Here is a 22,126-nt window from a genome sequence, read left to right as displayed (position 1 = left end):
CAGACCAACAAAGGTGCTGTTACAGAGTTTGGCAATCCAACAGTTGCAGGGGTGCCCGATATGGCAACGATGACGGAACCACCCGCCGAGACTTTCCGACTAAGCCAGTTGATTTATGACACCCGCTACCGGTCGCTGACGATCCAGGTGGTGGCGTTCATTTTGATCATGGCCGGTTTGTTTTGGCTGGCGAGTAACACGGTCCAGAACCTTCAATCTCTGGGAAAGGACTTCAATTTCGGCTTCTTGGGACAGCGAGCCGGGTATGACATTAACCAACGGCTTGTCGAATACACCAATGACTCGACTCATGCGCGTGCGGCGTTGGTTGGTATTCTCAACACACTTCTTGTGGCCTTCGTGGGCTGTATCATTGCCACGATCGTCGGCGTGATCGCTGGCGTCTTGCGCTTGTCGAACAACTGGATCGTCGCGCGCCTGATGGCGGTCTATGTCGAAGGCTTCCGGAATATTCCGACGCTTTTGTGGATCTTGATCGTTTTCGCGATCATGACAGAGGCGACACCGCAGCCGCGCGATTTCCGTGGCGATGACCCGGAAGCGAGCATGATTTTGTTCGACACCGTCGCAATCACCAATCGCGGGATTTACACGCCCGCGCCGGTTTGGGGCGATGGGGCGCTGATGCTCGTTCTGGTCTTTGTCGCGTCTCTGGTGGGCATTTGGGCCTTCCGTCGCTATGCGCGGAAACGCCAGGAGCAGACAGGTGAGATCCTGCCGGTTTTCTGGACGTCGCTGGGCCTGTTCTTCATCCCGTCGATTTTGTTCTACTTCATCCTCGGTCGTCCAGTGACGCTGGAGTACCCCGAGCTGACCGGGTTCAACTTCTCGGGCGGGACGCATATGCGAAACTCGTTCATTGCGTTGACCTTGGCGCTGGCGCTCTACACCGGCGCGTTCATTGCAGAGAATGTCAGGTCTGGCATTCTGGCTGTCAGCAAAGGGCAGACTGAGGCGGCATTTGCCTTGGGGTTGCGTCCGAACCGGACGATGAACCTGGTGATCTTGCCGCAGGCGCTGCGGGTCATCATCCCGCCGCTGATCTCGCAATATCTGAACCTGACCAAGAACTCCTCCCTCGCAATCGCGGTGGGGTATATGGACGTTCGCTCGACACTGGGCGGGATCACGATCAACCAGACTGGGCGAGAATTGGAAGGGATGCTTCTTCTGGGGCTATTCTATCTGATCACCTCACTCATCATCTCCTCTCTGATGAACGTCTATAACTCTTCCATCAAATTGAAGGAGCGCTGAGATGAGCGATACACATGCCCATGACGCTTCTTTCGTGCGGGAAACCATGCTGCCAGAGGCGGCACCGCCCGCAACCCAAACCGGTGTGATCAAATGGGTTCGAGAGAACCTGTTTTCGTCCTGGTTGAACACCTTGCTGACGATCATCTCGCTCTACGTGATCTATTATGTTCTCAGCCATACGCTCGGCTGGATGCTCTATGGGATTTGGGATGCGGGATCGCTTTCCGAGTGCCGTGAGATCCGCGACGAAATCTATGGCGCGGATGCCAGTGTCGCCTGTTGGGCGGTTCTGGCGGATCGTTGGGATCAGTTGCTCTTCGGCTTCTACCCACAAGATCTCTATTGGCGGCCGGTATTGGCGCTTCTGGTGTTCTTTGTCGCCGTCGCTCCGATCCTGTTTGAGAATGTGCCGCGAAAGCTGTTTTACGTCACAGCAGTCGCGCCGTTTCTCTGCTTCTGGCTGATCTGGGGCGGCTCGATTTGGACACCGATTGCCGTGGCTATTGGCTTTGTGATTGGCGGCGTGATCATCCGATTTGGTGATGAGATCCTGGGGTCACTCGGTGCAACCATCGCCGGGCTTGTTGTGCCGATCCTTTATTGGCTGTTCTTGGCAGGCCCGGTCGCAGGCGGTCTTTCGGCCATCGCGCCGATTGAGATGCAGTATGTCGCCTCCGATGAAATCGGCGGCTTCATGTTGGCGATCATTATCGGTGTGACCAGCATCATCTTGTCCTTCCCGCTTGGCATCGTTCTCGCGCTCGGACGGCAATCGGACCTGTTCATTATCAACAAGAGCTGCGTGTTCTTCATTGAGGTGATCCGCAGTGTGCCGTTGATTGTGTGGCTCTTCACCGCGTCGCTGCTTCTGAACTACTTCCTGCCGCCTGGCACCAATTTTGACCTGCTTCTGCGGGTGATCATCATGGTGACCTTCTTCGCCTCGGCCTATATGGCCGAAGTGATCCGCGGCGGGCTCGCGGCATTGCCGCGAGGTCAGTATGAGGGCGCGGATAGTCTGGGCCTGAATTACTGGCAGTCGATGCAGCTGATCATCTTGCCTCAGGCGCTGAAGATCTCGATCCCAGGGATCGTGAACACCTTCATCGGCGTCTTCAAAGACACCACATTGGTGGTCTTTGTGGGCCTGAGTGATCCCATCGGGTTCTCCAACCTGATCCGTGCCACAACCGATTGGAACGGCATCTATTGGGAACTCTTCATCTTCATTGGGGCGTGTTTCTTCATCTGCTGTTTCGCGATGTCGAAATACTCGCAATTCCTGGAGCGCAAGCTCCGCACCGACCATCGTTAAGGAGACGTCTCAATGACTGACGCTCAAACTTCTTCCATCGCGGATCGGGAAATCGACCGTAGCCATATGACCGTCTCCGATGAGGTGGCCATTGAAATCCAAGGCATGAACAAGTGGTACGGCACGTTCCATGTGCTGCGCGACATCAACTTGACCGTGAACCAGGGCGAACGGATCGTGATTTGTGGGCCCTCGGGCTCGGGTAAATCCACCTTGATCCGCTGCATCAATGCCCTGGAAGAGCACCAACAGGGCTCGATCACGGTTGATGGCACGCTCCTGTCGAATGACCTGAAAAACATCGACAAGATCCGGTCCGAGGTTGGGATGTGCTTCCAGCATTTCAATCTCTTCCCGCATCTGACGATCCTGGAGAACTGCACGCTGGCCCCGATCTGGGTGCGGAAGACGCCCAAGAAAGAGGCCGAGGAAACAGCTATGTATTTCCTCAACAAGGTCAAAATCCCAGAACAAGCCGACAAGTACCCCGGTCAGCTTTCGGGGGGGCAGCAGCAGCGGGTGGCCATTGCGCGCTCGCTCTGCATGCGGCCGCGGATCATGCTCTTTGACGAGCCGACTTCGGCGCTTGACCCTGAGATGATCAAAGAGGTGCTGGACACGATGATCCAGCTTGCCGAGGAGGGCATGACCATGCTCTGCGTGACCCATGAGATGGGCTTTGCGCGGCAGGTCGCCAACCGAGTGATCTTCATGGACCAAGGGCAGATCGTGGAGCAGAACGAGCCGGAGGAGTTCTTCATGAACCCCAAATCCGAACGGACGCAGCTGTTCCTGAGCCAGATCCTCGGTCACTGATGTTACCGTTTGGTAAGGTGCAAGCCCCCCGGAACCGCTTCCGGGGGGCTTCGTTTTAGGCGGGTGTGTATGTCATCCGCAGAACATATTGCCCCGAGGCATCATCGAACCGTTCGGCTCCCTCGGTGAGGCCATAACGGGTATAGAACTGGCGTGCCTTCGTGTTTTCGCGAAACACGTCCAACTCCAACCCGCCTTTGCGTTGCACGGCCCGATCCATCAGAGCCTGGCCGATGCCATGGCCATGATGTTCGGGCCGTAAAAACAACCCGCCGACTTCATGGCCAATTAGGGCGACGAACCCAACCGGCGTGCCATCTTGCTCAGCCACCCAAATCTCGGCCATGTCCAACAACGTGTCCCGGATCAGGTTTTCGGCCTCACTCATGAACTCTGAGCTTAGAAATGGATGCGCAACCGCGCTTGTGTCACGCCAGATTGACATGACGGCCTGCTTATCGGCAGGCGAATAAGGTCTGATCATCTGTCAGATCTCCTTTGATGTGCCCCTCCCGGAGGAGCGGCAGTTACTTGAGTCTTGGAAAAGCACATCTTCAAAGCGGCCGATCCCACATTGCGGGCGGCGTTTGCGTTCTCAGATTGTGCAGGGGCGCAAGCTGCGACCGATCAAAGGCGGGACATCAAATCTCCGTTTCAGACGATGACCAGATTAGGGGACAGGCGCGCCGACCGCAATCAGCTTGGTTCCGGCTTCAAATCGCGGGGTACCGTAAAGGCGATGACCTCGCCCATACCCGGCTCGATCTGCGCCCAGTTTTCCACGTCGAACCGCAGGATCAGGCTGGCCCCCGTGGGGTAAAACCCGAATTTCGGATGGGTCGGCGGTTTGGCGCATAGCGCATAGGCGATACTGCCAATACCGGGGTTATGCCCGATGATCGCAAGAGGACTGGTGTCAGCTTGTTGGATTTTTGTGAGGATCGTCGCGGGATCGGCATGGTAAATCGCGTTGGAATAGGACGCCGTGACTGGATCGGGCAACTGGCTGGCAATCCCGCTCCAGGTCTCTTGTGTGCGCCGCGCGGTGGAGCAGATCACCTGCTCTGGGTTGATGCCCGTGTCGCGCAGCCATGCGCCGATCCGCGGGGCCGCGTGCCGCCCGCGATCATTCAAGGGCCGGTCATGGTCATCCAAGAGCGGATTGTCCCAGTCGGATTTCGCGTGGCGGATCAGAACAAGGGTCAGGCTCATGGGTGAAAACTCCGCATGTGAAAGGCCGATTGCGCGGGCAGGCGGCCATAGGATTGGCTCAGCGGGCAGGCGCGGCGGACGGCGCAGCCCTGCATCAGGCAATCTGCACCTGCCTCTGTGTCCAGATACCCATGACAGGCCGCTGTGTCATAGCCTTCCGGTGTCAGGGCGCTCACTGGACAGGCGGTCAGGCATGGTTTGCTGCAACTCTCACAGGGGCGTTCAATGGGCAGTCGCGGCAAGTCGATCCGCTCTTTCAGCGCGAGCGCGCCGCGATAGGAGACCATAAGCCCGGCCACATCATGCACCAGGATCGTCACAGGGCTGGGCCAGGCGCGACCTGTGCGCGCAGCCCATCGGATAAAGGGCGCAAAGGGTGGGCCACCAAACGGAAACTGCGCCTTTGCGCCCAGGTCGCACGCGAGACGCCCAATCACCCGGCGGGACCAGCGGTCCATCGGGTCAGGTTTTCCGTCTGTGAACTCTGGCTCAGTGGTGACATGGGCCCAAAAGCCCGGCTCCCGCGGGCCAAGCAGGACGAGCGTTTCTGTTCCTTTCGGTGCCGCATCCTCTGGCGTGGGGTGAAATGCCCCGAAGACATCAAGATGCAGGTCGTGAACCGCGCGGGTCAGGCTCTCGTAATCCATCTACACACCCTGTCGGGCCGGGCCACGACACGCAAGGTGTCAGGCGCGGATGATGCTGCCCGCGCCATGTTCGGTGAACAGCTCCAACAACACCGCGTTCGAAACCCGACCATCAACGATCACACAGGCGCGCACGCCGTTTCTGACGGCATGCAGAGCAGTTTCGGTTTTGGGGATCATGCCGCCCGCAATGGTGCCGTCCTTGGTCATCGCTTCGACATCCGAGACACTCAACTCGGTCACCACCTCGCCATCGGCGTTCTTCACACCCGCGACATCGGTCAGAAGCAACAGGCGATCCGCCTTCAGAGCCGCAGCAATCGCGCCCGCGGCTGTGTCGCCATTGACGTTGAAGGTCTCCCCATTCCGGCCAGCGCCAAGAGGGGCGACAACCGGGATCATGTTGTCTTTGAAAAGGTTCAGCAGCACGTCCGGCGTCATCTCTGCCGGTTCGCCGACAAAGCCCAGTTTCGGGTCAGCCGGATCACAGATCATCAAATTCGCATCTTTGCCGCTTAGCCCGACGGCCCGCCCGCCTTGGGCGTTGATCGCTTGCACGATGCGTTTATTGACGGTGCCCGAAAGCACCATTTCGACGACTTCAACGGTCGCCGTATCGCTCACTCGTTTGCCGTCGACAAACTCCGAGACAACACCAAGCTTGCTCAGCATCTCGTTGATCATCGGGCCGCCGCCATGAACGATCACCGGGTTCACCCCGACTTGTTGCAAAAGTACGATATCGCGGGCGAAACTGGCCATCGCAGTGTCATCGCCCATGGCGTGACCGCCGAATTTGATCACCACGGTCGCATCATCATAGCGCTGTAGGAAAGGCAGCGCTTCGGAAAGCGTGCGGGCGGTGGCAAGGTAATCGCGGCTCATGGTTTGTTTCTTCATCGCTTCGGCCTCATGGTCGCGTCTTGTTACGGCAAGGGGCCGAGGCTGCCAAGACCGGCTCAGTCGAGCGTCGCGATGATGCTGCGGAGCGTTTCGATCCCATCCCCCTTTTCCGAAGAGGTCAGAACCAGTTCGGGGAAGGCGGCGGGGTGTTTTGACAAGGCATTGCGCACCTGTGTCAGGATCTTCTCACGATCCTTGTCTTTCACCTTATCAGCTTTGGTCATCACCACTTGAAATGTCACCGCGGCCTTGTCGAGAAGCGTCATGATCTCTTCATCCACGGGTTTCACCCCATGGCGCGTGTCGATCAAGACAAATGCCCGGCGGAGGCTTGCCCGGCCCGCAAGATAGGCTTTGAGCAGGCGTTGCCATTTCTCGACAACCGCCACCGGCGCATTCGCAAAACCGTAGCCGGGCAGGTCCACGAGATAATGGCTCTCGGCGAGGGTGAAGAAATTGATTTCTTGCGTTCGACCGGGCGTGTTGGAGGCCCGGGCCAGAGCTTTTCGACCGGTCAACGCGTTGATGAGCGTTGATTTTCCAACATTTGAACGACCGGCAAAGCAGACCTCTATGCGATCGGCGGGCGGCATCCCATCCATCGCGACGACCCCTTTTAGGAAATCGCCGCCCGTCGCGAAGAGCTTCCGGCCCCGCTCCCGCGTGATCGCGTCAGGTGCTTCGGCCAATGGGAAGGGGAGGGCGCTCATGAGAGCACATCAACGGGCATATCTTCGGTGATCTCGCCACCCTTTGAAACCCGAGCATAGACGCCGAAATTCGTGTGTCCCCAACCGTTTTGCAGCGCGCCCAACGTATTTGCATCGCGCCGCCCGGTTTCTGGGTTCGCTTCTGTCGCGCGGCACCGCCCGATGGGCTCGACGACTTCCAATTCTGCATCGCCTATGCGGAGCGTTTTGCCGACGAGGTCGAACTCCTCCCAAGGTGCCAACCCGTCCAGCCAGAAGTTGCCGCGAAACCGGCGCGGGTCGAGCTGCATGCCGATTTTTTGCGACAGTGCCCGGAGCGACGACAGGTTGAGCACCGAGACAGATGCAAAGGGCGCATCGCTCATCCCTTGCTCTGGCGATTTGACCAGGGCCGCTGGCGCGGCGCGGTTCTCTGGATAGATCGGGCGGAGCCAGTCGAAAAGTGTCGCGGGGTCGCCCGCCGGGGTGACGGTCAGGTCTGGTTGGTCCGGGTGGCTGAGATGGATTACATCGCCGTCGACCCGCGCCGTGATCGCCATCAAGCCCGGCCCTTTCGCCCCACGTAGGAAGTTGCGGCAAGACCGCCAGCCATCAGATGCGTCGCCACCATCCTCCAGCACCGCCCAGGCTCGATCCAACGGCAGCGGGCGGTCCGGGCTCAAAGTAATCCGATCGAGCGCCTCGGCTCCGATCCCCTTGATCGGATGGCGCCAGATATGGGCGAGTGTGACGGTCATTTCTCGTCAGATTTCTTGCGCTGGAAGCCTGAGCGGATGTTGCCGAACACGTCCGGTTTGAAGCCTTGGCTCCGCATGATCGTGTATTGCTGCACAAAGGTGATCGTGTTGTTCGCAATCCAGTAGACCAATAGGCCGGATGCAAAACTGCCCAACATGAACATAAAGACCCAAGGCAGATAGGCGAAGATCATCGCCTGCGTCGGGTCTGTGGGTGCTGGGTTCAGCTTTTGCTGCAACCACATCGAAATGCCGAGCAAGAGCGGTAGGATACCGATGAAGAGCAACGCCATGATCGTGCCGGGTTCGGGTGCGGCCCAAGGCAGAAGCCCATAGAAGTTGTAGATCGATGACGGGTCGGGCATCGACAGGTCGGTGAGCCACCCGAAGAAGGGCGCGTGCCGAAGCTCTAGGGTGACGAAGATCACTTTGTAGAGCGAGAAGAAGATCGGGATTTGCAGCAGGATCGGCAGGCAGCCGGAGGCCGGATTGACCTTGTTCGTCTTGTAGAGCTCCATCATGCCCTGTTGGAGCTTCTGGCGGTCATCGCCTGCGCGTTCCTTCAGCTTCTCCATCTCAGGCTGAAGTTCTTTCATCTTCGCCATCGAGACATATGATTTGAACGCCAGCGGCAAGAGCAGCGCCTTGATAATCAGCGTCAGAGCGATGATCGCGACGCCCATATTGCCGATCAGTGCATTGAGATTATGCAGCAGCCAGAAGATTGGCTTGGTCAGGAAATAGAACCAGCCCCAGTCGATCGAGTCGAGGAAGCGCGCGATGCCGCCTTCGTTCTGGTAGTTGCGGATGGTCTCCCATTCCTTGGCGCCAGCAAAAAGCTGGGTACTGATCTCAGCGGTTTCACCGGGCGCGACGGTCATTGTCGGTAGGCGAGCTTCGGTCTGATAGATGTCGCTGGACTGGACATAGCGCGTGACCGAGGTGAACGGCTGCGCTTCACCAGGGATCAGCGTGGTCATCCAGTATTTATCGGTGAAGCCGATCCAGCCGTTTTCCGCGACATCGACCACTTCCGCCGGGGTGCCTTCACGCTGGATGAAGTCCAGATCGGGGAGGTCGTCATAGGCAAGTTCGTCTAATGTGCCGTCCGATTTGCGAACGACGCCTTCATGCAAGATGAAGAAGTTTTGCAAATCTGAGGGCAGCCCGTGGCGCGCAACGATGCCGTAGGGCGCCATGCGGGCGGAGGCATCGGTCGTGTTTTCAACCGATTGCGTGACCTGGAACATGAAATCTTCGTCGATCGCGATGCTACGGCGGAAGATCAGGCCATTGCCATTGTCCCAGACCAAGGTGACGGGTGTCTCTGGTGTGAGCGTCTCGCCACTTTCGATTTGCCATTCGGTGTTCGCGCCGGGCACATCTTCAAACGCCAAATCGCCTGCGGGGGCCCAGCCATAGAGGGCATAATACGCCTCGGACTCGCCAACGGGAGACAGGAGCGTGACGGTTGGGCTGTCCTCTTCAAGAGTCTCGAAGTAGTTATTCAGAGAAAGATCATCGATCCGTCCGCCGACGAGCGAGATGGACCCGGAAACCGCGGGTGTTTCGATCGTGATCCGCTCAGCCTCGGCGAGGATGGTGGCGCGCGTCTCCGCATCGGTCGCCAGTTGCGGTGCATCACCCGCATCTGCCACCGGCGGCGTCAGAGCCATTTCGGTACCGTTTTCATCCAGCACGGTCACCGCAGGTGTATCAGTGGTGTCTGTAACCGTCGGATCAGGCGGAGGGAACAGCAAGAACCAGACAAGAATGACCAGAAAGCTTAGCGCTGTCGCAAGGATCAGGTTTCTATTCTGATCATCCATCGTTGCAGACCATCCCTTGGTTGAAGTCACGGAGGTTCAACAGATTGGGGGTGGAAAGGTCAAGGGCTTTTCCCCCGTGACCAAAGGCGTCGTGCTCAGTTTTGCATCGGCGCGGCCCCCCGTTGCCATCACACCGATGACGCGTGGCGGCCCGGCCAATGCTGCATATCAGCCGATTGACGTCAGAAAACTGTTGACATCCGACGGGCTGCGATCATCCGGCTTGACGACGAATACATGTGGGGGCGCCAAGCTTCTGGTTGTAAGCGTGGACCCACGCAATCGTGTCTTCGAACGGCATCGGGCGCGCGATACCAAATCCTTGAACATAGCCACAGCCAAGCTGAGCCAGTGTGCTATGTTCGCCAGCTGTCTCAACCCCTTCGGCCAAGGTATCCAGGCCCAAATGCTCCGCGAGGGACAAGATGGCCGAGACCATGGCGTACTGTGTCGGGTCTTCGTCGAGCTTGGTGACAAATGAACGATCCATCTTGATCCGGTTCACATGGAAGCGCCGGATATTCGCGATGGAGGCTTGGCCCGTGCCAAAGTCGTCCAGGTCAAGATTAACCCCGTGCCGCGAAAGCAATTCGATGTTGCGGATGATGATGTCATCTTCCGATTGCGCGGCGACCGTTTCCAATATCTCGACCGTCAATCTATTCGGGCGGAGATCGAACCGATCAACTTCCCATTTGATCCAATCCGCAAAGAGTGGGTCGCGCAGTTCTTCCGTTGAGAAATTCACCGCGACCGTCGCGATGTCGAGTCTCGCCCTATCCCAGCTTTTGAGCGCCGAGAGTGCATTGTAGAGCATGACTTTGCCGAGTCTGCTCATCTGCCCGGCTTCCGCGACTGCCCCAAGGAACTCCCCTGGGGCCAAGACGCCATCTTCGGGGTGATGCCATCGCGCCAAGGCTTCGAAGCCGCTGATGAGGCCGGTGTCGGTGCAGATTTGCGGTTGATACCAAGCTTTGATCTCGCCGTTGGTGAGAGCGGCTTCGACCTGGTCGACCAGATCAGCCTGCCTTTTGCGTTCCTGACCAAGCTCTGGGCAAAAGCCGCGTATGGCCGATGCCCCATGGCCACGTGCATCACCCAAGGCCATCTCTGCAGCGCTTAACATAGAGTCGCCGGTGCGTGCAGGAGACATGTCGAGCGTGCAGTGGCCAAAAGAGGCCGAGACATGGGCGGTTGAGCCGCCAACTAAGATTGGCTTCTGAAGCACGTTCCGTAGCCTATGGATAAGAGGCAGAACGCTATCAACTTGGGCACTATGGCTTGGGTGCAATACGATGCCGAATTCGGTCTCTCCGATCCGCGCAATCACGCCGCCTTCGCCCAATGCCTCCCTCAGCCGAGTGGCCGCACAGCTTAGGATTTCATCTCCCAATTGGCGGTTCCACCGCTCGGCCACGGGACCCGATTTATCGATTCCGATTGCGATGGCAACGGTCGTATTGCCGGGGGCAAACGTCACAGTGCGATCAATCATTGCCGTTAGAGCGGGCCGCCTTGGAAAACCAGTTGGCCCATCTACTGATTGTTGCAAAAGCGGGTCTTTAGGCCCGTGCTCCGCTTGGCCGAAAGCCTGCAGAGCGAGTAGCGTGGGAAGTAGGAAAGCCGTGACAAGTAGGAGATCCCAGTTGCCAAACCAGACCGCCGCGAGTGCAAGTATCGGATAGAGCGCGAGGATTTCCACGCGAGACAGTCCCGCGCGAATGCCGTTGATCAAATCGGAACTGCGCAACAACCCAAGTCTCGGCATGGCGATCCCTTCGGAATTCCATCCGACGGCTGTGTCGGATCTCACCTTCCTCGCTAAGGCAAACTGCCTGACAGGCTCTTAACGCTGCGATCTCAGTCCCCCGGTTTTGGTTCAAATGCGAACGATCTTGAGAGCCCCGCAAAGTCAAAGAGTTCCGCGTCGAGCAGATGCGAGGGGCGCGCTGACATAAGGGCCGAGAACATCTTTTGCCGTCGCCCGGGCGCCTTCGCCTCCCATGTATCCAGCATTTGCTTGATCGCCTGACGTTGCAGGCCATCTTGGCTACCGCAAAGGTCGCAGGGGATAATCGGATACGCCATCGCCCGCGCGAAGGCGTCGCAATCGGCCTCAGCCACATGCGCGAGCGGGCGATAAACAAAAACGTCACCGTCATCATTCAGCAGCTTTGGCGGCATCGTGGCAAGTTTTCCGCCATGAAACAGGTTCAGAAAGAATGTCTCCAGAATGTCATCGCGGTGATGGCCCAAAACCACGGCAGAACACCCTTCCTCACGGGCGATGCGATAGAGGTTGCCGCGGCGCAGCCGTGAGCAAAGTGCGCAATAGGTGCGCCCTTGCGGGACCTTATCCATGACAATGGAATAGGTGTCTTGATATTCGACGCGATGCGGCACCCCCATCCGGCCGAGGAATTCCGGCAAGACGGTGGCCGGGAAACCCGGTTGGCCCTGATCGAGATTGCAGGCCAGCAACTCCACCGGCAGGAGACCGCGCCATTGCAACTCAACCAGCACCGCCAGAAGCGTGTAGCTGTCTTTGCCGCCGGACAGGCACACCAGCCAGCGGCTGCCGCGCTCAATCATGCCGTATCGCTCAATCGCTTCGCGGGTTTCGCGGACGAGCCGCTTGCGCAGCTTTTTGAATTCGGCGGTTTTGGGGGCGCCATGAAAGAGCGGATGGATGTCGTCGGCGGTGTCCAGCATTGCGGGCTTTCGGCAGTGGTTTTGGGTTCTTGCAACCATAGGTCATTCTGATAGCAGTTGAACCCATAGGGAGATTATTCAGCGATGCCATAGTTTATTTTGAGCCGCCGAGGGTTTGATCGCTCAAAGAGCAGGTTCCCCAATAGACCTGCCTCGCTAACGGGGCTTTTGGTGATCGTTCCAATGCAGGTGTCGGACCGACCGTTGTTGGCATCCCCGCTGATCAAATGGGCAATACGCGTGGGTTGCTGAACGGGGTTGGACCGGATCATGTGCTGAAACGCTGACTGGCTTGCGGCGCAAACTGCGGTCTCGGCGGGTCGTTCTATTTGGGCGGGTCCCTATCCGGGACGTTGTCGATACCTGACGAGCCCCAAGGGTGACAGCGACCGATCCGTCGGAGCGCCAGCCAGCTTCCCTTCAGGCCCCCGTGTTTTTCCAAAGCTTCCAGGGCATAGGCCGAGCAAGTCGGATGATAGCGACAGTTAAACCCAACCCATGGGCTGAAGATCAGCCGGTAGGCGCGCACAGGCAACGCGAACAGTTGGGCCAAAAGGGTCATCGATGCACTTTCTTTAAGGCCCGGGATAGGTCCGCTTTGAGCTGCGCAAAGGGCAGCTCAGCGGTGGCACCTGCCCGGCCAATCAGAACATAGTCCCAGCCCGGTTGCCCTTCCAGAGGCAGAACCGCGCGGGCAATCTCGCGCAGTCGCCGTTTGGCGCGATTGCGGGCGACGGCATTGCCAACTTTCTTGGAACAGGTGAACCCGACGCGGATCACTTCGGGCGTGACCTCTTCGGTGGCGGCGCGTTTGCGAGCTTGCAGCAGAAATCCTGGCGCTGGTGCACGGGCGGCCCGCGCGGCGCGCAGGAAATCGGGTCGCTTGGTCAGAGTCTCAAGCAAAAAAGCCCCCGTCGACGGGGCCGTCGGCGGAGGCGCGTTCGGTGTCATACCACCGGCCTTTCGAGGCAAATCAGGCGCTGAGCGACTTCCGGCCGCGGGCGCGGCGGGCGTTCAGAATCTTACGGCCTGCTTTGGTGGCCATGCGCGCGCGGAAACCGTGGCGCCGCTTGCGGACCAGGTTGGACGGCTGAAACGTACGTTTCGACATTGTTTTGCTCCGTAATCTGGCCGGACGGCATCCCGGATGGAGGCGTCAAACGGCGAGGGAATCCTTGAGAACCCGGGCAATACGGTCTTGGCGCGCCCGTGTCAACAAATGCCGAGGCGGAATCGACAGAACTGAAACATCACCGGGTCAGATATGTCAGAATGGTGGGAATTTCTGACATAAACCCCCGCTTTCTGTCACGTCCTATCAAGGCAGCGTGAGGGGCCTATGTCTGGCCCCCGAACGAGGGCATGTTCTGGGCAAATCACGCCATTCAGGTAGTTTCGAGATGTCCGACACCATGACAGACCCCAAATCCCGCGTTTCCCGGTTCCTGCCCCTAATCCTCATTGCGGCAGGGGCGGCGCTGGGCTGGTTCCTGCTGGGCGATCTCTTGTCGTTTGAGACGCTGCGCGACAATCGCGAGGCGCTATTGGCATTCCGCGACGCCAACTACGTCGCCATGGTGACGGCTTTCGTCGCGATCTATGTGCTGATCGTCGCCTTTTCCCTCCCCGGCGCGGCGATTGCGACCTTAACCGGTGGCTTTCTCTTTGGTCTCTTCCCGGGCGCGCTCTTTGTCATCATTGCCGCGACACTGGGTGCGACGGCAATCTTTCTGGCGGCAAAATGGGGGCTGGGTGATCGGCTTGCGGCGCGGATGGATGCGTCAAGCGGACTGACGAAACGCATCAAAGACGGGATCGCGGAAAACGAGCTGTCGATGCTGTTTCTGATCCGTCTCGTGCCGGTGGTGCCATTCTTCGTCGCCAATCTCCTGCCCGCATTGGTGGGGGTTCGGCTGAACCGCTATGTGTTCACCACCTTCTTCGGGATCATGCCCGGCTCTGTCGTTTATACCTGGGTTGGGGCGGGTTTGGGCGAGGTCTTCGCCATGGGTGAGACGCCGAACCTTTCCATTATCTTTGAACCGGCGATCCTTGGCCCGATTCTTGGCCTTTGCGCCTTGGCAGCTCTGCCGATCCTCCTGAAAGCTATTCGCGGCAAGAAAGGTCTCTGACATGACGCGCATCAAGACAGATATCTGCGTCATCGGCGCGGGGTCCGGAGGCCTGTCCGTTGCTGCGGGCGCGTCACAAATGGGGGCTAAAGTCGTGCTCCTGGAAGGCCATAAAATGGGTGGCGACTGCCTGAACTATGGCTGCGTGCCGTCAAAGGCGTTGCTGGCCGCCGGGCACAAAGCACATGAGACCTCCGTCGCGGCCTTCGGCGTGGCGGGTCACGCGCCAGACGCGGACTTCGCGGCGGCTAAAGACCATGTGCAGAGCGTGATCGAGACGATTGCCCCAGTCGACAGCCAGGAACGGTTCGAGGGGTTCGGCGTTCATGTGATCCGCGAGTTCGGCCGCTTTATCTCAGAGACCGAGGTGCAAGCCGGAGATCATATCATCGAAGCCCGCCGGTTCGTCATTGCCACCGGGTCGCGACCATTCGTGCCGCCGATCCCCGGCCTGGAGACCGTGCCGCATTTCACCAATGAGACGATTTTCGATCTGCGCGACCGCCCCGATCATTTGATCATTATCGGCGGCGGTCCGATTGGCATGGAAATGGCGCAAGCCCATCTGCGGCTTGGAAGCAAAGTGACTGTGCTGGAAGGCATGAAGGCGCTCGGCAAGGACGACCCCGAGGCGGCCGCGATTGTGCTGGAGAAACTCACAGCCGAAGGAATAGACATTGTCGAGGGGGCGCAAGTCTCAGAGGTCACCGGTCGTGATGGCGCGGTGACCGTGACAACCGAGGACGGTCGCAGCTTTGAGGGCTCCCATCTGCTGGTCGCCGTGGGGCGTCAGGTCAATGTTGACCAAATGGACCTCGAGGCGGGCAATGTCGATCACACCCGTCGGGGCGTGACCGTGGATGCCGGGCTCCGCTCGACCAGCAACAAACGCGTCTATGCCGTGGGCGATGCCGCAGGCGGGCTGCAATTCACGCATGTGGCGGGGTATCATGCCGGGGTGATCGTGCGATCAATGCTTTTCGGCCTGCCCGCAAAGGCCCGGACCGATCACATCCCGTGGGCCACCTATACTGACCCGGAGCTTGCCCAGGTCGGGCTGACGGAGGCGCAGGCGCGCGAGGCCCATGGCGACAAGCTGGAGGTCGCCCGTTTCCCTTATCATGAAAATGATCGCGCGATTGCCACCGGACAGACCACGGGTTTTGTGAAGGTCATGGTGGTCAAAGGCAAACCCATCGGTGCCACGATTGTCGGCGCTCAAGCCGGCGAACTCATTCAAATCTGGGCCTTGGCCATTGCCAACGGCTTGAAAATGAGCGCTGTTGCCGGAATGGTCGCGCCCTATCCGACGCTTGGGGAGATTAACAAACGCGCCGCGGGGGTCTATTTTTCCCCCAAGCTGTTTGAAAACGCCTGGGTCAAACGGGTGGTGCGGCTGGTCCAGCGGTTTTAGAGCCGCCAAGCTGAGGGAAGACGCGCGACGTGAATTCGCTTTCTGGCAGATTTTTGATCCTGACGGTGATCTTCGTGATGATTGCCGAGATCCTGATCTTTGTGCCGTCTGTCGCCCGGTTCCGCGAAGACTACCTCCTGAACCGGCTGGAACGGGCCCAGATCGCCTCCCTCGCGCTTCTGGCGACGGATGGAATGATCGACGACGAGTTGGAATATGAGCTTCTGGAGAATGCGGAGGTTCTGAACGTGGTCCTGCGGCGCGACGAGGTGCGGCAGTTGATCTTGGCCACGCAGAACATCCCACCCGTCTCCTACAGTTTCGACCTGCGCGATGCGCCCGCCTGGCAGCTGATCCGCGATGCGATGATGCGGCTGACGACACCAGAAAACCAGACGATCCGGGTGATTGGAGAGCCGGTGCGCGAGGCCGGTCTGCTGATCGAGGTGACAATGTATACCGCGCCGTTGCGTGCGGCGTTGATTGACTATGGGATTCGTATTCTTTGGCTCTCGGCCCTGATCTCTGTCGTCACGGCGGCGCTGCTGTTTTTGGCGGTGCGCCGTTTTCTGGTGACCCCGATCAAGCGCGTGGTCAGTCACATGATGTCTTATGCCGAAGCGCCCGAGGATGCGCGTCGGATTATCGAGCCTGAGGCTGGCGTGACTGAATTGCGTGATGCGGAAACGGCGCTGCAGTCGTTGCAGACCCAATTGACAGGCGCATTGCGACAGCGCGAGCGCCTGGCGCAATTGGGCGAAGCCGTCGCAAAGATCAGCCATGATCTTCGGAATATCCTGACGGTTGCGACGCTGATGGCCGACCGCCTTGAAACTATTGATGATCCGACCGTCAAGCGCACCACGCCAAAACTAGTGGCTTCGCTTGGCCGGGCGGTGAACCTTTGCGAGGGCACACTTGCCTTTGGGCGGGCAGAAGAGCCGCCCCCTGCGTTGGCACGAGTCGATCTGCATGATCTGATCGGTGATCTGGTAGAAAGTGAGCGCCTGATCGTCGGCGAAGACGCGGTGACCCTCACGACCGATATCCCGGCCGGGATCATGGCGCGTGCCGATCCCGAGCAGCTCTACAGGGTTTTGGGCAATCTGGTGCGGAACGCCCGTCAGGCGATTATCGCGACCGAGCAACCAGGAGAAATCAGCGTCAGCGCAGGAGAGAATGGCGATGGCTGGTGGGTCAAGGTCCGTGATACAGGGCCGGGTTTGCCCAAAAAAGCGCTCGATCATCTGTTCCAGCCGTTTCAGGGTGGTACGCGGAAGGGCGGCACAGGGCTCGGCCTAGCGATCGCAGCGGAGTTGATCCGTGGCCATGGCGGGCGTTTGGAACTGGATGAGACCGGCCCCGAGGGCACCGTCTTTTGTATCCACCTGCCCGGCAACATCGCAGCTTGATTTGGCCCTTGCGCTGACCGAGGAGGGGGGGTAAACCCCGCTCTCACGCGCTGGTAGCTCAGCTGGATAGAGTACTTGACTACGAATCAAGGGGTCGGGGGTTCGAATCCTCCCCAGCGCGCCACTATATCTGTTGTTGTGCGACACATAGTTCTTCCTATTGCGCCAAACTCTTTCCTATTGAGACGCTCTCCGTTGCTCATTCCTAAGCCCGCTTGTTGTGTTTGATCCCGTTTCCAAACCGGAAAATCGGGGGCGATTTGGAGGTCAGACGGCGAAGCCGCCTGCTCCTGCAAATCTGCCACGTGGCGAACGCGGAGGGGGGCGAGACAGGACAAATCGACAAGGGTGGTGCGGCCCGCAGGCGTGAGCCGAGGACACGGCCTTGTCTATTTTTCTTGTCCGAGGGGGGAGGCCGCGCCTCCACCCTGACGGCGAAGGGCGTTTGGCTTGTTCAAATCCCGTAAGCCTGCTGGTGGCGTTCCAAATTGCTTCAAGAGATTTTGTCGGGTTGGCGGCAAAGCAGACATTCGCTGCGACTGCGCAGTAAGCGCCCTTTCTAAGCAAGCCCGGCCTCTCCAAACTCGTTAAAAATGACGGCGATGCGCTCCTCGGATGTCTTGGCGAGGATGACATTCAACAGGGTTGTTTTGCCGGCACCGAGAAAGCCGGTCAGCACAGTTACCGGCGTGCGCCGATCCTTTACGTCGTCTTGCCTGAGATCAGAGGGGGCCATGGAAAGGGTCTCGCCCATTTATGTAATAACATATCATTTCTATGGAAAAGAAACCGGACTGTCCAGATAGGTTATTGCCAGGCTGAAGCTGATCAGCGCGATGATGGCTCCACTGGCGACATGCAGCCCGGCGGATATCTGCTGAAGCTGTTGTCCAGTCGCTTGAACATCCACCAACTTGCGCGCGGCCACGCCCGATCCCGCAACCATCAAGTTGAAAGCCGCGGTCCCTAGCCCCATCGCCAGAACGGCCACGCATCCGACCCAGAACACCTCCATGCCAAGCGCAATCACCAGCACGAACAAGGCACCGGTGCAGGGCCGCAACGCGATGGACGCGACAAGAGCCAGCGCCTCGCGCAGTGACCCAAGGCTCTGGAGTTCGGCAACGCTTGGCCCATGCGAATGACCGCACCCGCATTCCGATCCCGCATTGGTGTGATCATGGCCGTCCGGGTTGGCGACAGCCCGATGGTTCGGCCACCCCCGAACGCCCCGGATCACCAGAACAAGACCAAGAGCTGAAACAGCAAAGGCGCTGGCTGGCGCGAGCCACGCCTCGGTCAGTCCAACCAGATCCTGCGTTGCCCATCCCAAAGCAAACCCAATCCCTCCCACAAGGATAATGGCAAAGGCAGATTGGGCCAGGCTGGCGCTGAGGGTTAGGATGGCCATCCGTCGAAGGGTTGCCCCCGATGCAAGCGCCGCGCCGCCCAAGAGCACTTTGCCGTGCCCGGGCCCAACGGCATGCACGAACCCATACGCCGCCGTTGCGACGCAGAGCGTCCAGATGGCAAACGGGTCACCGCCATGGATGGCTCGCATGGCGCCAGCCATTGCGGTCTGAAAGCCGCGTTGTTCCTGGGCCGCCCAGATTTGGAGTTGGCTCCACGGCACGAGGTGCCACAGAGCGATGGCGGCACATAGCAGGAGGCCAAGCCACATAATCGCCCAAAGACCGCTCCGCCGACGCGGTCCGGTCATGGGAGGCGGAACGGTTGGAGCTGACGCTCCGGCCGATCCGGTTTTTGGTGTCACAGGCACTCCGCCAAGGTCGTTGCCATATTGCGGAGAAGCTGCGGGTAGAGATCCGATCCTGGTTCAAGCTCTGCGCCAAGCGGATCAATCACGCCGGTATTGGCGTCCGTTCCATCCAGAACAACCTCGACAATCCCAGGATTGAATTGCGGTTCGGCAAGAACGCAATCGATCCCCTCTTCCTGAATGCGACCCTGGATCTCGGCAATCCGAGCCGGGCTTGGGTCAGAGGCGTCGCTCAGCGAAATCGCACCTGAAGCGGGGAAATCGAAATCCATCTCAAAATACTGGTACGCGTCGTGGAAAACGATGAAGCTGCCGCCGCGAACCGGGTCGAGCGTGGCAGCGATCTCAGCCGAGAGCGCCTCCATATCTTCGCGCGCCGCTGCGGCGTTGGCAAAATAGGTGCCGGCATTGTCCGGATCAGCGGCGGACAATTGACCCGCGATCAGGTTCAGCCACGTGCTGGCGTTTTCCGGGGACAGCCAGGCATGAGGATCGTGTTCGCCATGGTCGTGGCCTTCATGCCCGTGGTCATGGCCGGCATGGTCGTCATGATCATGTTCCCCATGGTCGTGGTCGTCATGCGCGTGATCATGCGCGTCGTCATGGGCATGCTCATCATGAGCGTGTTCGTCATCATGGGCATGTTCTTCATGGTCATGATCATGCGCGTCCTCTGCGTGCGCGTCATGACCTCCATCACCATGGTCGTGGCTATGCGCCTCAAAAAGCGCGCCTTCGCGGAAATCAAGCAGGATCGTTCCTTCGGCGTCCAACAGAGTCGTGACGGCGGCATCCTCGGCCAGCGTCTCAACCGCATCGTCCATCCAAGGCGTCAAGTCCTCACCCAGCCAGAACACGAGGTCCGCCTCTTGCAAAGCCGCAGCCTCCGAGGGGCGCAGGCTGTATTCATGGGGCGAGGCACCCGGCTGCACAATCAGGTTCGGCGTTCCGACCCCGTCCATGACACGCGCCACCAGCGAATGGACCGGCGCGATATCAACCGCCACGTTCGGCACATCGGCCATCGCCGTGCCACCCATCAATGCGGCCGTGGCTGATAGGGAAAGAAGCTTTCTGGACATAAGAACCCTCATGTGATTTTATAACGTTGCGAGCCACATATCTGATATGGAATAACATGACAAGAGACGCGCAGACCCAAGACGCGGAAGACACGACCCCGCTCGGGTTCCAGCATCATGATCACGGCGCCTGCATGGCGGACGCCCTCGCATCGGCCGAGGCAAGATGCGCGGCTGAGGGGCTGCGCCTGACCCCGGTCCGGCGAAAGGTGTTGGAACTCTTGCTGCAAGAACACCGGGCGCTTGGGGCCTACGCGATCTTGGATCTTCTTCGCGAGGCCGGCTTTGGGTCGCAGCCCCCGGTTGCCTATCGTGCGCTCGATTTTCTAGTCGAGAACGGGTTTGTTCATAAGGTCGAGCGCCTCAACGCATTCGTTGCTTGCGCCCATCCGGGCCGATCGCACTCGCCTGCGTTCATGATCTGCCGCATGTGCGATGCGGTGGCCGAGGCTCAATCGGCGCCCGCGAAAGGCGCGCTTGGGGCCGCTGCGCGCGCTACGGGCTTTCAGATTGAGCGCACCGTCGTGGAGGCCGAAGGGGTTTGCCCGTCCTGTGCGGAAAAGGCCGACGCATGAGCCTCATAACTGTCGACAACCTCAGCGTCCGCTATGGCGCGAACACGGTGCTGCACGACGTGTCTTTGAGCGTCGAGCCGGGCGAGATCGTGACCATTGTCGGTCCGAATGGTTCGGGCAAGACCAGCATGCTGAAGGCCATCATCGGGGCCATCGAGCCCGCAGCGGGAGAGGTCAAGCTGCAGCAAGGCCTGCGGATCGGTTATGTGCCGCAGCGCCTGCATATCGATGCGACCCTTCCGATCACCGTCGAACGCTTCATGCGCCTGACCGGGCGCGTGACGCGTCAAGACTGCGCGTCAGCACTTGAGGCGGCAGGCGTGCCAGATCTTCTGAAGCGGCAGATGTCGCAAGTGTCGGGGGGGCAGTTCCAACGGGTGCTGCTGGCCCAGGCCTTGATCAATCGGCCCGACATCCTGCTGCTGGATGAGGCGACGCAGGGGCTCGACCAGCCCGGCTCAGCTGCGTTCTACCGACAGATCGAAGAGGTCCGCCGCGACACCGGCTGCGCAGTGCTGATGATCAGTCATGAGCTTCACGTCGTGATGAGCGCGTCGGACCGGGTGATCTGTCTGAACGGTCATGTATGTTGCGAGGGAACGCCCGCAATCGTGGCCTCCGCGCCGGAATACCGGGCCCTCTTTGGCACGGGCACGGGTGGTGCCCTGGCGCTCTACCGCCACGATCACGACCATGGTCACGATCACGACCATCCGCATAGCCACGAGGCCGCTGAATAATGTTCGACGATTTTATGACCCGTGCCACCCTCGCCGGGGTTGGTGTCGCTTTCGCGGCGGCGCCTCTTGGTTGTTTCGTGGTTTGGCGGCGTATGGCCTATTTCGGGGATGCCACGGCGCATGCGGCAATCTTGGGCGTTGCCCTATCGCTCGCGCTTCAGATGTCGATTTTTCTCGGCGCCGTTGTGGTTGCGCTCATCATGGCTCTGACGGTCACGCTCCTCGCCGGGCGCGGCTATGCAATGGACACATTGTTGGGGGTGCTCGCCCATTCTGCGCTTGCTTTCGGGCTGGTTGCGGTTTCGTTCCTCTCAGGCATCCGGATTGATCTGATGGCCTATCTGTTCGGTGATATCTTGGCTGTCTCGCGCAGCGATCTTCTCGTGATCTGGGGCGGCGCGGCTTTGGTCGTGGCTCTCATCGCTTGGCGGTGGTCCCCACTTCTGACATCGACGCTGAACGCAGAGCTGGCTTATGCCAGTGGCATAGACCCCAAGCGGGAGCAGTTGATCCTGACGCTCGCCCTGGCGATCACCGTCGCCGTCGCGATCAAGGTGGTTGGCGTGCTTCTGATCGCCGCCATGCTGATTATCCCCGCCGCCGCTGCGCGGTCTCTTGCCCGCACGCCGGAAGCGATGGCCCTGATCGCGGCGGCCATTGGCGGGATTTCGGCGGTTGCCGGTCTGCGCGCGGCCTATCTGTTCGACACGCCAGCAGGCCCCTCCATCGTCTGCGTGGCGGCGGTTTTGTTCGCGGGGTTGAGCGCGATAAGCTGGCGCAACCGGAGCGGGGCGTAGGCGGCGCAGTCACTCGCACGAAGCATATCGGC

General features: G+C 59.5%; 23 protein-coding genes, 1 tRNA gene and 1 pseudogene. 10 read left to right on the top strand and 15 right to left on the bottom strand.

What is annotated here, in order from left to right:
• The first annotated feature begins 60 nt into the window (after positions 1-60).
• From GTF44_RS17640 to GTF44_RS17630, 3 genes are read left to right on the top strand one after another with little or no spacing between them, the layout of a single operon-like run.
• On the top strand, positions 61-1,278 hold the full coding sequence (locus tag GTF44_RS17640; protein WP_171561471.1) for an amino acid ABC transporter permease: 1,218 nt from the start codon (positions 61-63) through the stop codon (positions 1,276-1,278).
• 1 nt (position 1,279) lies between these two features.
• On the top strand, positions 1,280-2,596 hold the full coding sequence (locus tag GTF44_RS17635; RefSeq protein WP_171561469.1) for an amino acid ABC transporter permease: 1,317 nt from the start codon (positions 1,280-1,282) through the stop codon (positions 2,594-2,596).
• Between the two features lie 12 nt (positions 2,597-2,608).
• The gene (locus GTF44_RS17630) at positions 2,609-3,412 is read left to right on the top strand and encodes an amino acid ABC transporter ATP-binding protein (RefSeq protein WP_290154322.1); all 804 of its coding nucleotides are present in this window, start codon (positions 2,609-2,611) and stop codon (positions 3,410-3,412) included.
• Positions 3,413-3,467: 55 nt separating this feature from the next.
• Here GTF44_RS17630 and GTF44_RS17625 read toward each other — a convergent pair whose 3' ends face one another.
• From GTF44_RS17625 to rpmH, 12 genes are all read right to left on the bottom strand, one after another.
• Positions 3,468-3,896, bottom strand: a complete 429-nt coding sequence (locus GTF44_RS17625) for a GNAT family N-acetyltransferase (RefSeq protein ID WP_171561467.1) — start codon at positions 3,894-3,896, stop codon at positions 3,468-3,470.
• Positions 3,897-4,108: 212 nt separating this feature from the next.
• A complete protein-coding gene (locus tag GTF44_RS17620) occupies positions 4,109-4,624 on the bottom strand; it encodes a histidine phosphatase family protein (protein WP_171561465.1) in 516 nt (171 codons plus the stop codon).
• Positions 4,621-5,271: a ferredoxin gene (locus GTF44_RS17615; protein ID WP_171561463.1), complete on the bottom strand. Its 651-nt coding sequence runs from the start codon at positions 5,269-5,271 to the stop codon at positions 4,621-4,623. Before GTF44_RS17615 ends, GTF44_RS17620 begins: the two co-directional genes overlap by 4 nt.
• A 39-nt stretch (positions 5,272-5,310) precedes the next feature.
• On the bottom strand, positions 5,311-6,171 hold the full coding sequence (gene argB / locus GTF44_RS17610; RefSeq protein WP_145215095.1) for an acetylglutamate kinase: 861 nt from the start codon (positions 6,169-6,171) through the stop codon (positions 5,311-5,313).
• 59 nt (positions 6,172-6,230) lie between these two features.
• Positions 6,231-6,884 (bottom strand): ribosome biogenesis GTP-binding protein YihA/YsxC, encoded by a 654-nt coding sequence (gene yihA / locus GTF44_RS17605; protein WP_171561462.1) that lies wholly within the window; start codon positions 6,882-6,884, stop codon positions 6,231-6,233.
• On the bottom strand, positions 6,881-7,621 hold the full coding sequence (locus GTF44_RS17600) for an MOSC domain-containing protein (protein WP_171561460.1): 741 nt from the start codon (positions 7,619-7,621) through the stop codon (positions 6,881-6,883). Before GTF44_RS17600 ends, yihA begins: the two co-directional genes overlap by 4 nt.
• Positions 7,618-9,450, bottom strand: a complete 1,833-nt coding sequence (gene yidC / locus GTF44_RS17595; protein ID WP_171561458.1) for a membrane protein insertase YidC — start codon at positions 9,448-9,450, stop codon at positions 7,618-7,620. Before yidC ends, GTF44_RS17600 begins: the two co-directional genes overlap by 4 nt.
• 214 nt (positions 9,451-9,664) lie before the next feature.
• Positions 9,665-11,218: a GGDEF domain-containing phosphodiesterase gene (locus GTF44_RS17590; protein WP_171561456.1), complete on the bottom strand. Its 1,554-nt coding sequence runs from the start codon at positions 11,216-11,218 to the stop codon at positions 9,665-9,667.
• Between the two features lie 92 nt (positions 11,219-11,310).
• Positions 11,311-12,162, bottom strand: a complete 852-nt coding sequence (ttcA, locus tag GTF44_RS17585; protein WP_171561454.1) for a tRNA 2-thiocytidine(32) synthetase TtcA — start codon at positions 12,160-12,162, stop codon at positions 11,311-11,313.
• A gap of 325 nt (positions 12,163-12,487) precedes the next feature.
• A complete protein-coding gene (yidD, locus tag GTF44_RS17580; protein WP_145215112.1) occupies positions 12,488-12,724 on the bottom strand; it encodes a membrane protein insertion efficiency factor YidD in 237 nt (78 codons plus the stop codon).
• Positions 12,721-13,113, bottom strand: a complete 393-nt coding sequence (gene rnpA / locus GTF44_RS17575; RefSeq protein ID WP_171561453.1) for a ribonuclease P protein component — start codon at positions 13,111-13,113, stop codon at positions 12,721-12,723. Before rnpA ends, yidD begins: the two co-directional genes overlap by 4 nt.
• A 22-nt stretch (positions 13,114-13,135) precedes the next feature.
• On the bottom strand, positions 13,136-13,273 hold the full coding sequence (gene rpmH, locus GTF44_RS17570; RefSeq protein WP_025311815.1) for a 50S ribosomal protein L34: 138 nt from the start codon (positions 13,271-13,273) through the stop codon (positions 13,136-13,138).
• A 289-nt stretch (positions 13,274-13,562) separates the two neighbouring features.
• Between rpmH and GTF44_RS17565 the strand changes: the two genes are divergently transcribed.
• From GTF44_RS17565 to GTF44_RS17550, 4 genes are all read left to right on the top strand, one after another.
• Positions 13,563-14,294, top strand: a complete 732-nt coding sequence (locus GTF44_RS17565) for a TVP38/TMEM64 family protein (RefSeq protein ID WP_171561451.1) — start codon at positions 13,563-13,565, stop codon at positions 14,292-14,294.
• 1 nt (position 14,295) lies between these two features.
• Entirely contained in the window at positions 14,296-15,708 is a 1,413-nt protein-coding gene (locus GTF44_RS17560; RefSeq protein ID WP_171561449.1) for an NAD(P)/FAD-dependent oxidoreductase, read from the top strand.
• A 77-nt stretch (positions 15,709-15,785) separates the two neighbouring features.
• On the top strand, positions 15,786-17,120 hold the full coding sequence (locus tag GTF44_RS17555; protein ID WP_171561546.1) for a sensor histidine kinase: 1,335 nt from the start codon (positions 15,786-15,788) through the stop codon (positions 17,118-17,120).
• A 47-nt stretch (positions 17,121-17,167) separates the two neighbouring features.
• Positions 17,168-17,244: transfer RNA gene (locus GTF44_RS17550), tRNA-Arg, on the top strand.
• Positions 17,245-17,685: 441 nt separating this feature from the next.
• On the opposite strand, the pseudogene GTF44_RS17545 reads toward GTF44_RS17550, so the two are convergent.
• From GTF44_RS17545 to GTF44_RS17535, 3 genes and pseudogenes are all read right to left on the bottom strand, one after another.
• Positions 17,686-17,856: pseudogene (locus GTF44_RS17545) on the bottom strand (GTP-binding protein); the annotation flags it as partial.
• 39 nt (positions 17,857-17,895) lie between these two features.
• On the bottom strand, positions 17,896-18,693 hold the full coding sequence (locus GTF44_RS17540; RefSeq protein WP_171567911.1) for a nickel/cobalt transporter: 798 nt from the start codon (positions 18,691-18,693) through the stop codon (positions 17,896-17,898).
• A gap of 197 nt (positions 18,694-18,890) precedes the next feature.
• Complete coding sequence (locus tag GTF44_RS17535) at positions 18,891-19,982, bottom strand: zinc ABC transporter substrate-binding protein (protein WP_171561446.1); 1,092 nt, start codon at positions 19,980-19,982, stop codon at positions 18,891-18,893.
• A gap of 56 nt (positions 19,983-20,038) precedes the next feature.
• Here GTF44_RS17535 and GTF44_RS17530 point away from each other — a divergent pair, with 56 nt between their 5' ends.
• From GTF44_RS17530 to GTF44_RS17520, 3 genes are read left to right on the top strand one after another with little or no spacing between them, the layout of a single operon-like run.
• Positions 20,039-20,557, top strand: a complete 519-nt coding sequence (locus tag GTF44_RS17530; RefSeq protein ID WP_171561444.1) for a transcriptional repressor — start codon at positions 20,039-20,041, stop codon at positions 20,555-20,557.
• On the top strand, positions 20,554-21,297 hold the full coding sequence (locus GTF44_RS17525; protein ID WP_171561442.1) for a metal ABC transporter ATP-binding protein: 744 nt from the start codon (positions 20,554-20,556) through the stop codon (positions 21,295-21,297). Before GTF44_RS17530 ends, GTF44_RS17525 begins: the two co-directional genes overlap by 4 nt.
• The gene (locus GTF44_RS17520) at positions 21,297-22,094 is read left to right on the top strand and encodes a metal ABC transporter permease (RefSeq protein WP_171561440.1); all 798 of its coding nucleotides are present in this window, start codon (positions 21,297-21,299) and stop codon (positions 22,092-22,094) included. Before GTF44_RS17525 ends, GTF44_RS17520 begins: the two co-directional genes overlap by 1 nt.
• Positions 22,095-22,126 lie beyond the last annotated feature (32 nt).

The sequence above is a fragment of the Roseobacter sp. HKCCD6576-2 genome, from assembly GCF_013179285.1.
In the GTDB taxonomy this organism is placed as follows: domain Bacteria; phylum Pseudomonadota; class Alphaproteobacteria; order Rhodobacterales; family Rhodobacteraceae; genus Rhodophyticola; species Rhodophyticola oceani.
This window is presented reverse-complemented; position numbering and strand designations above follow the sequence as displayed.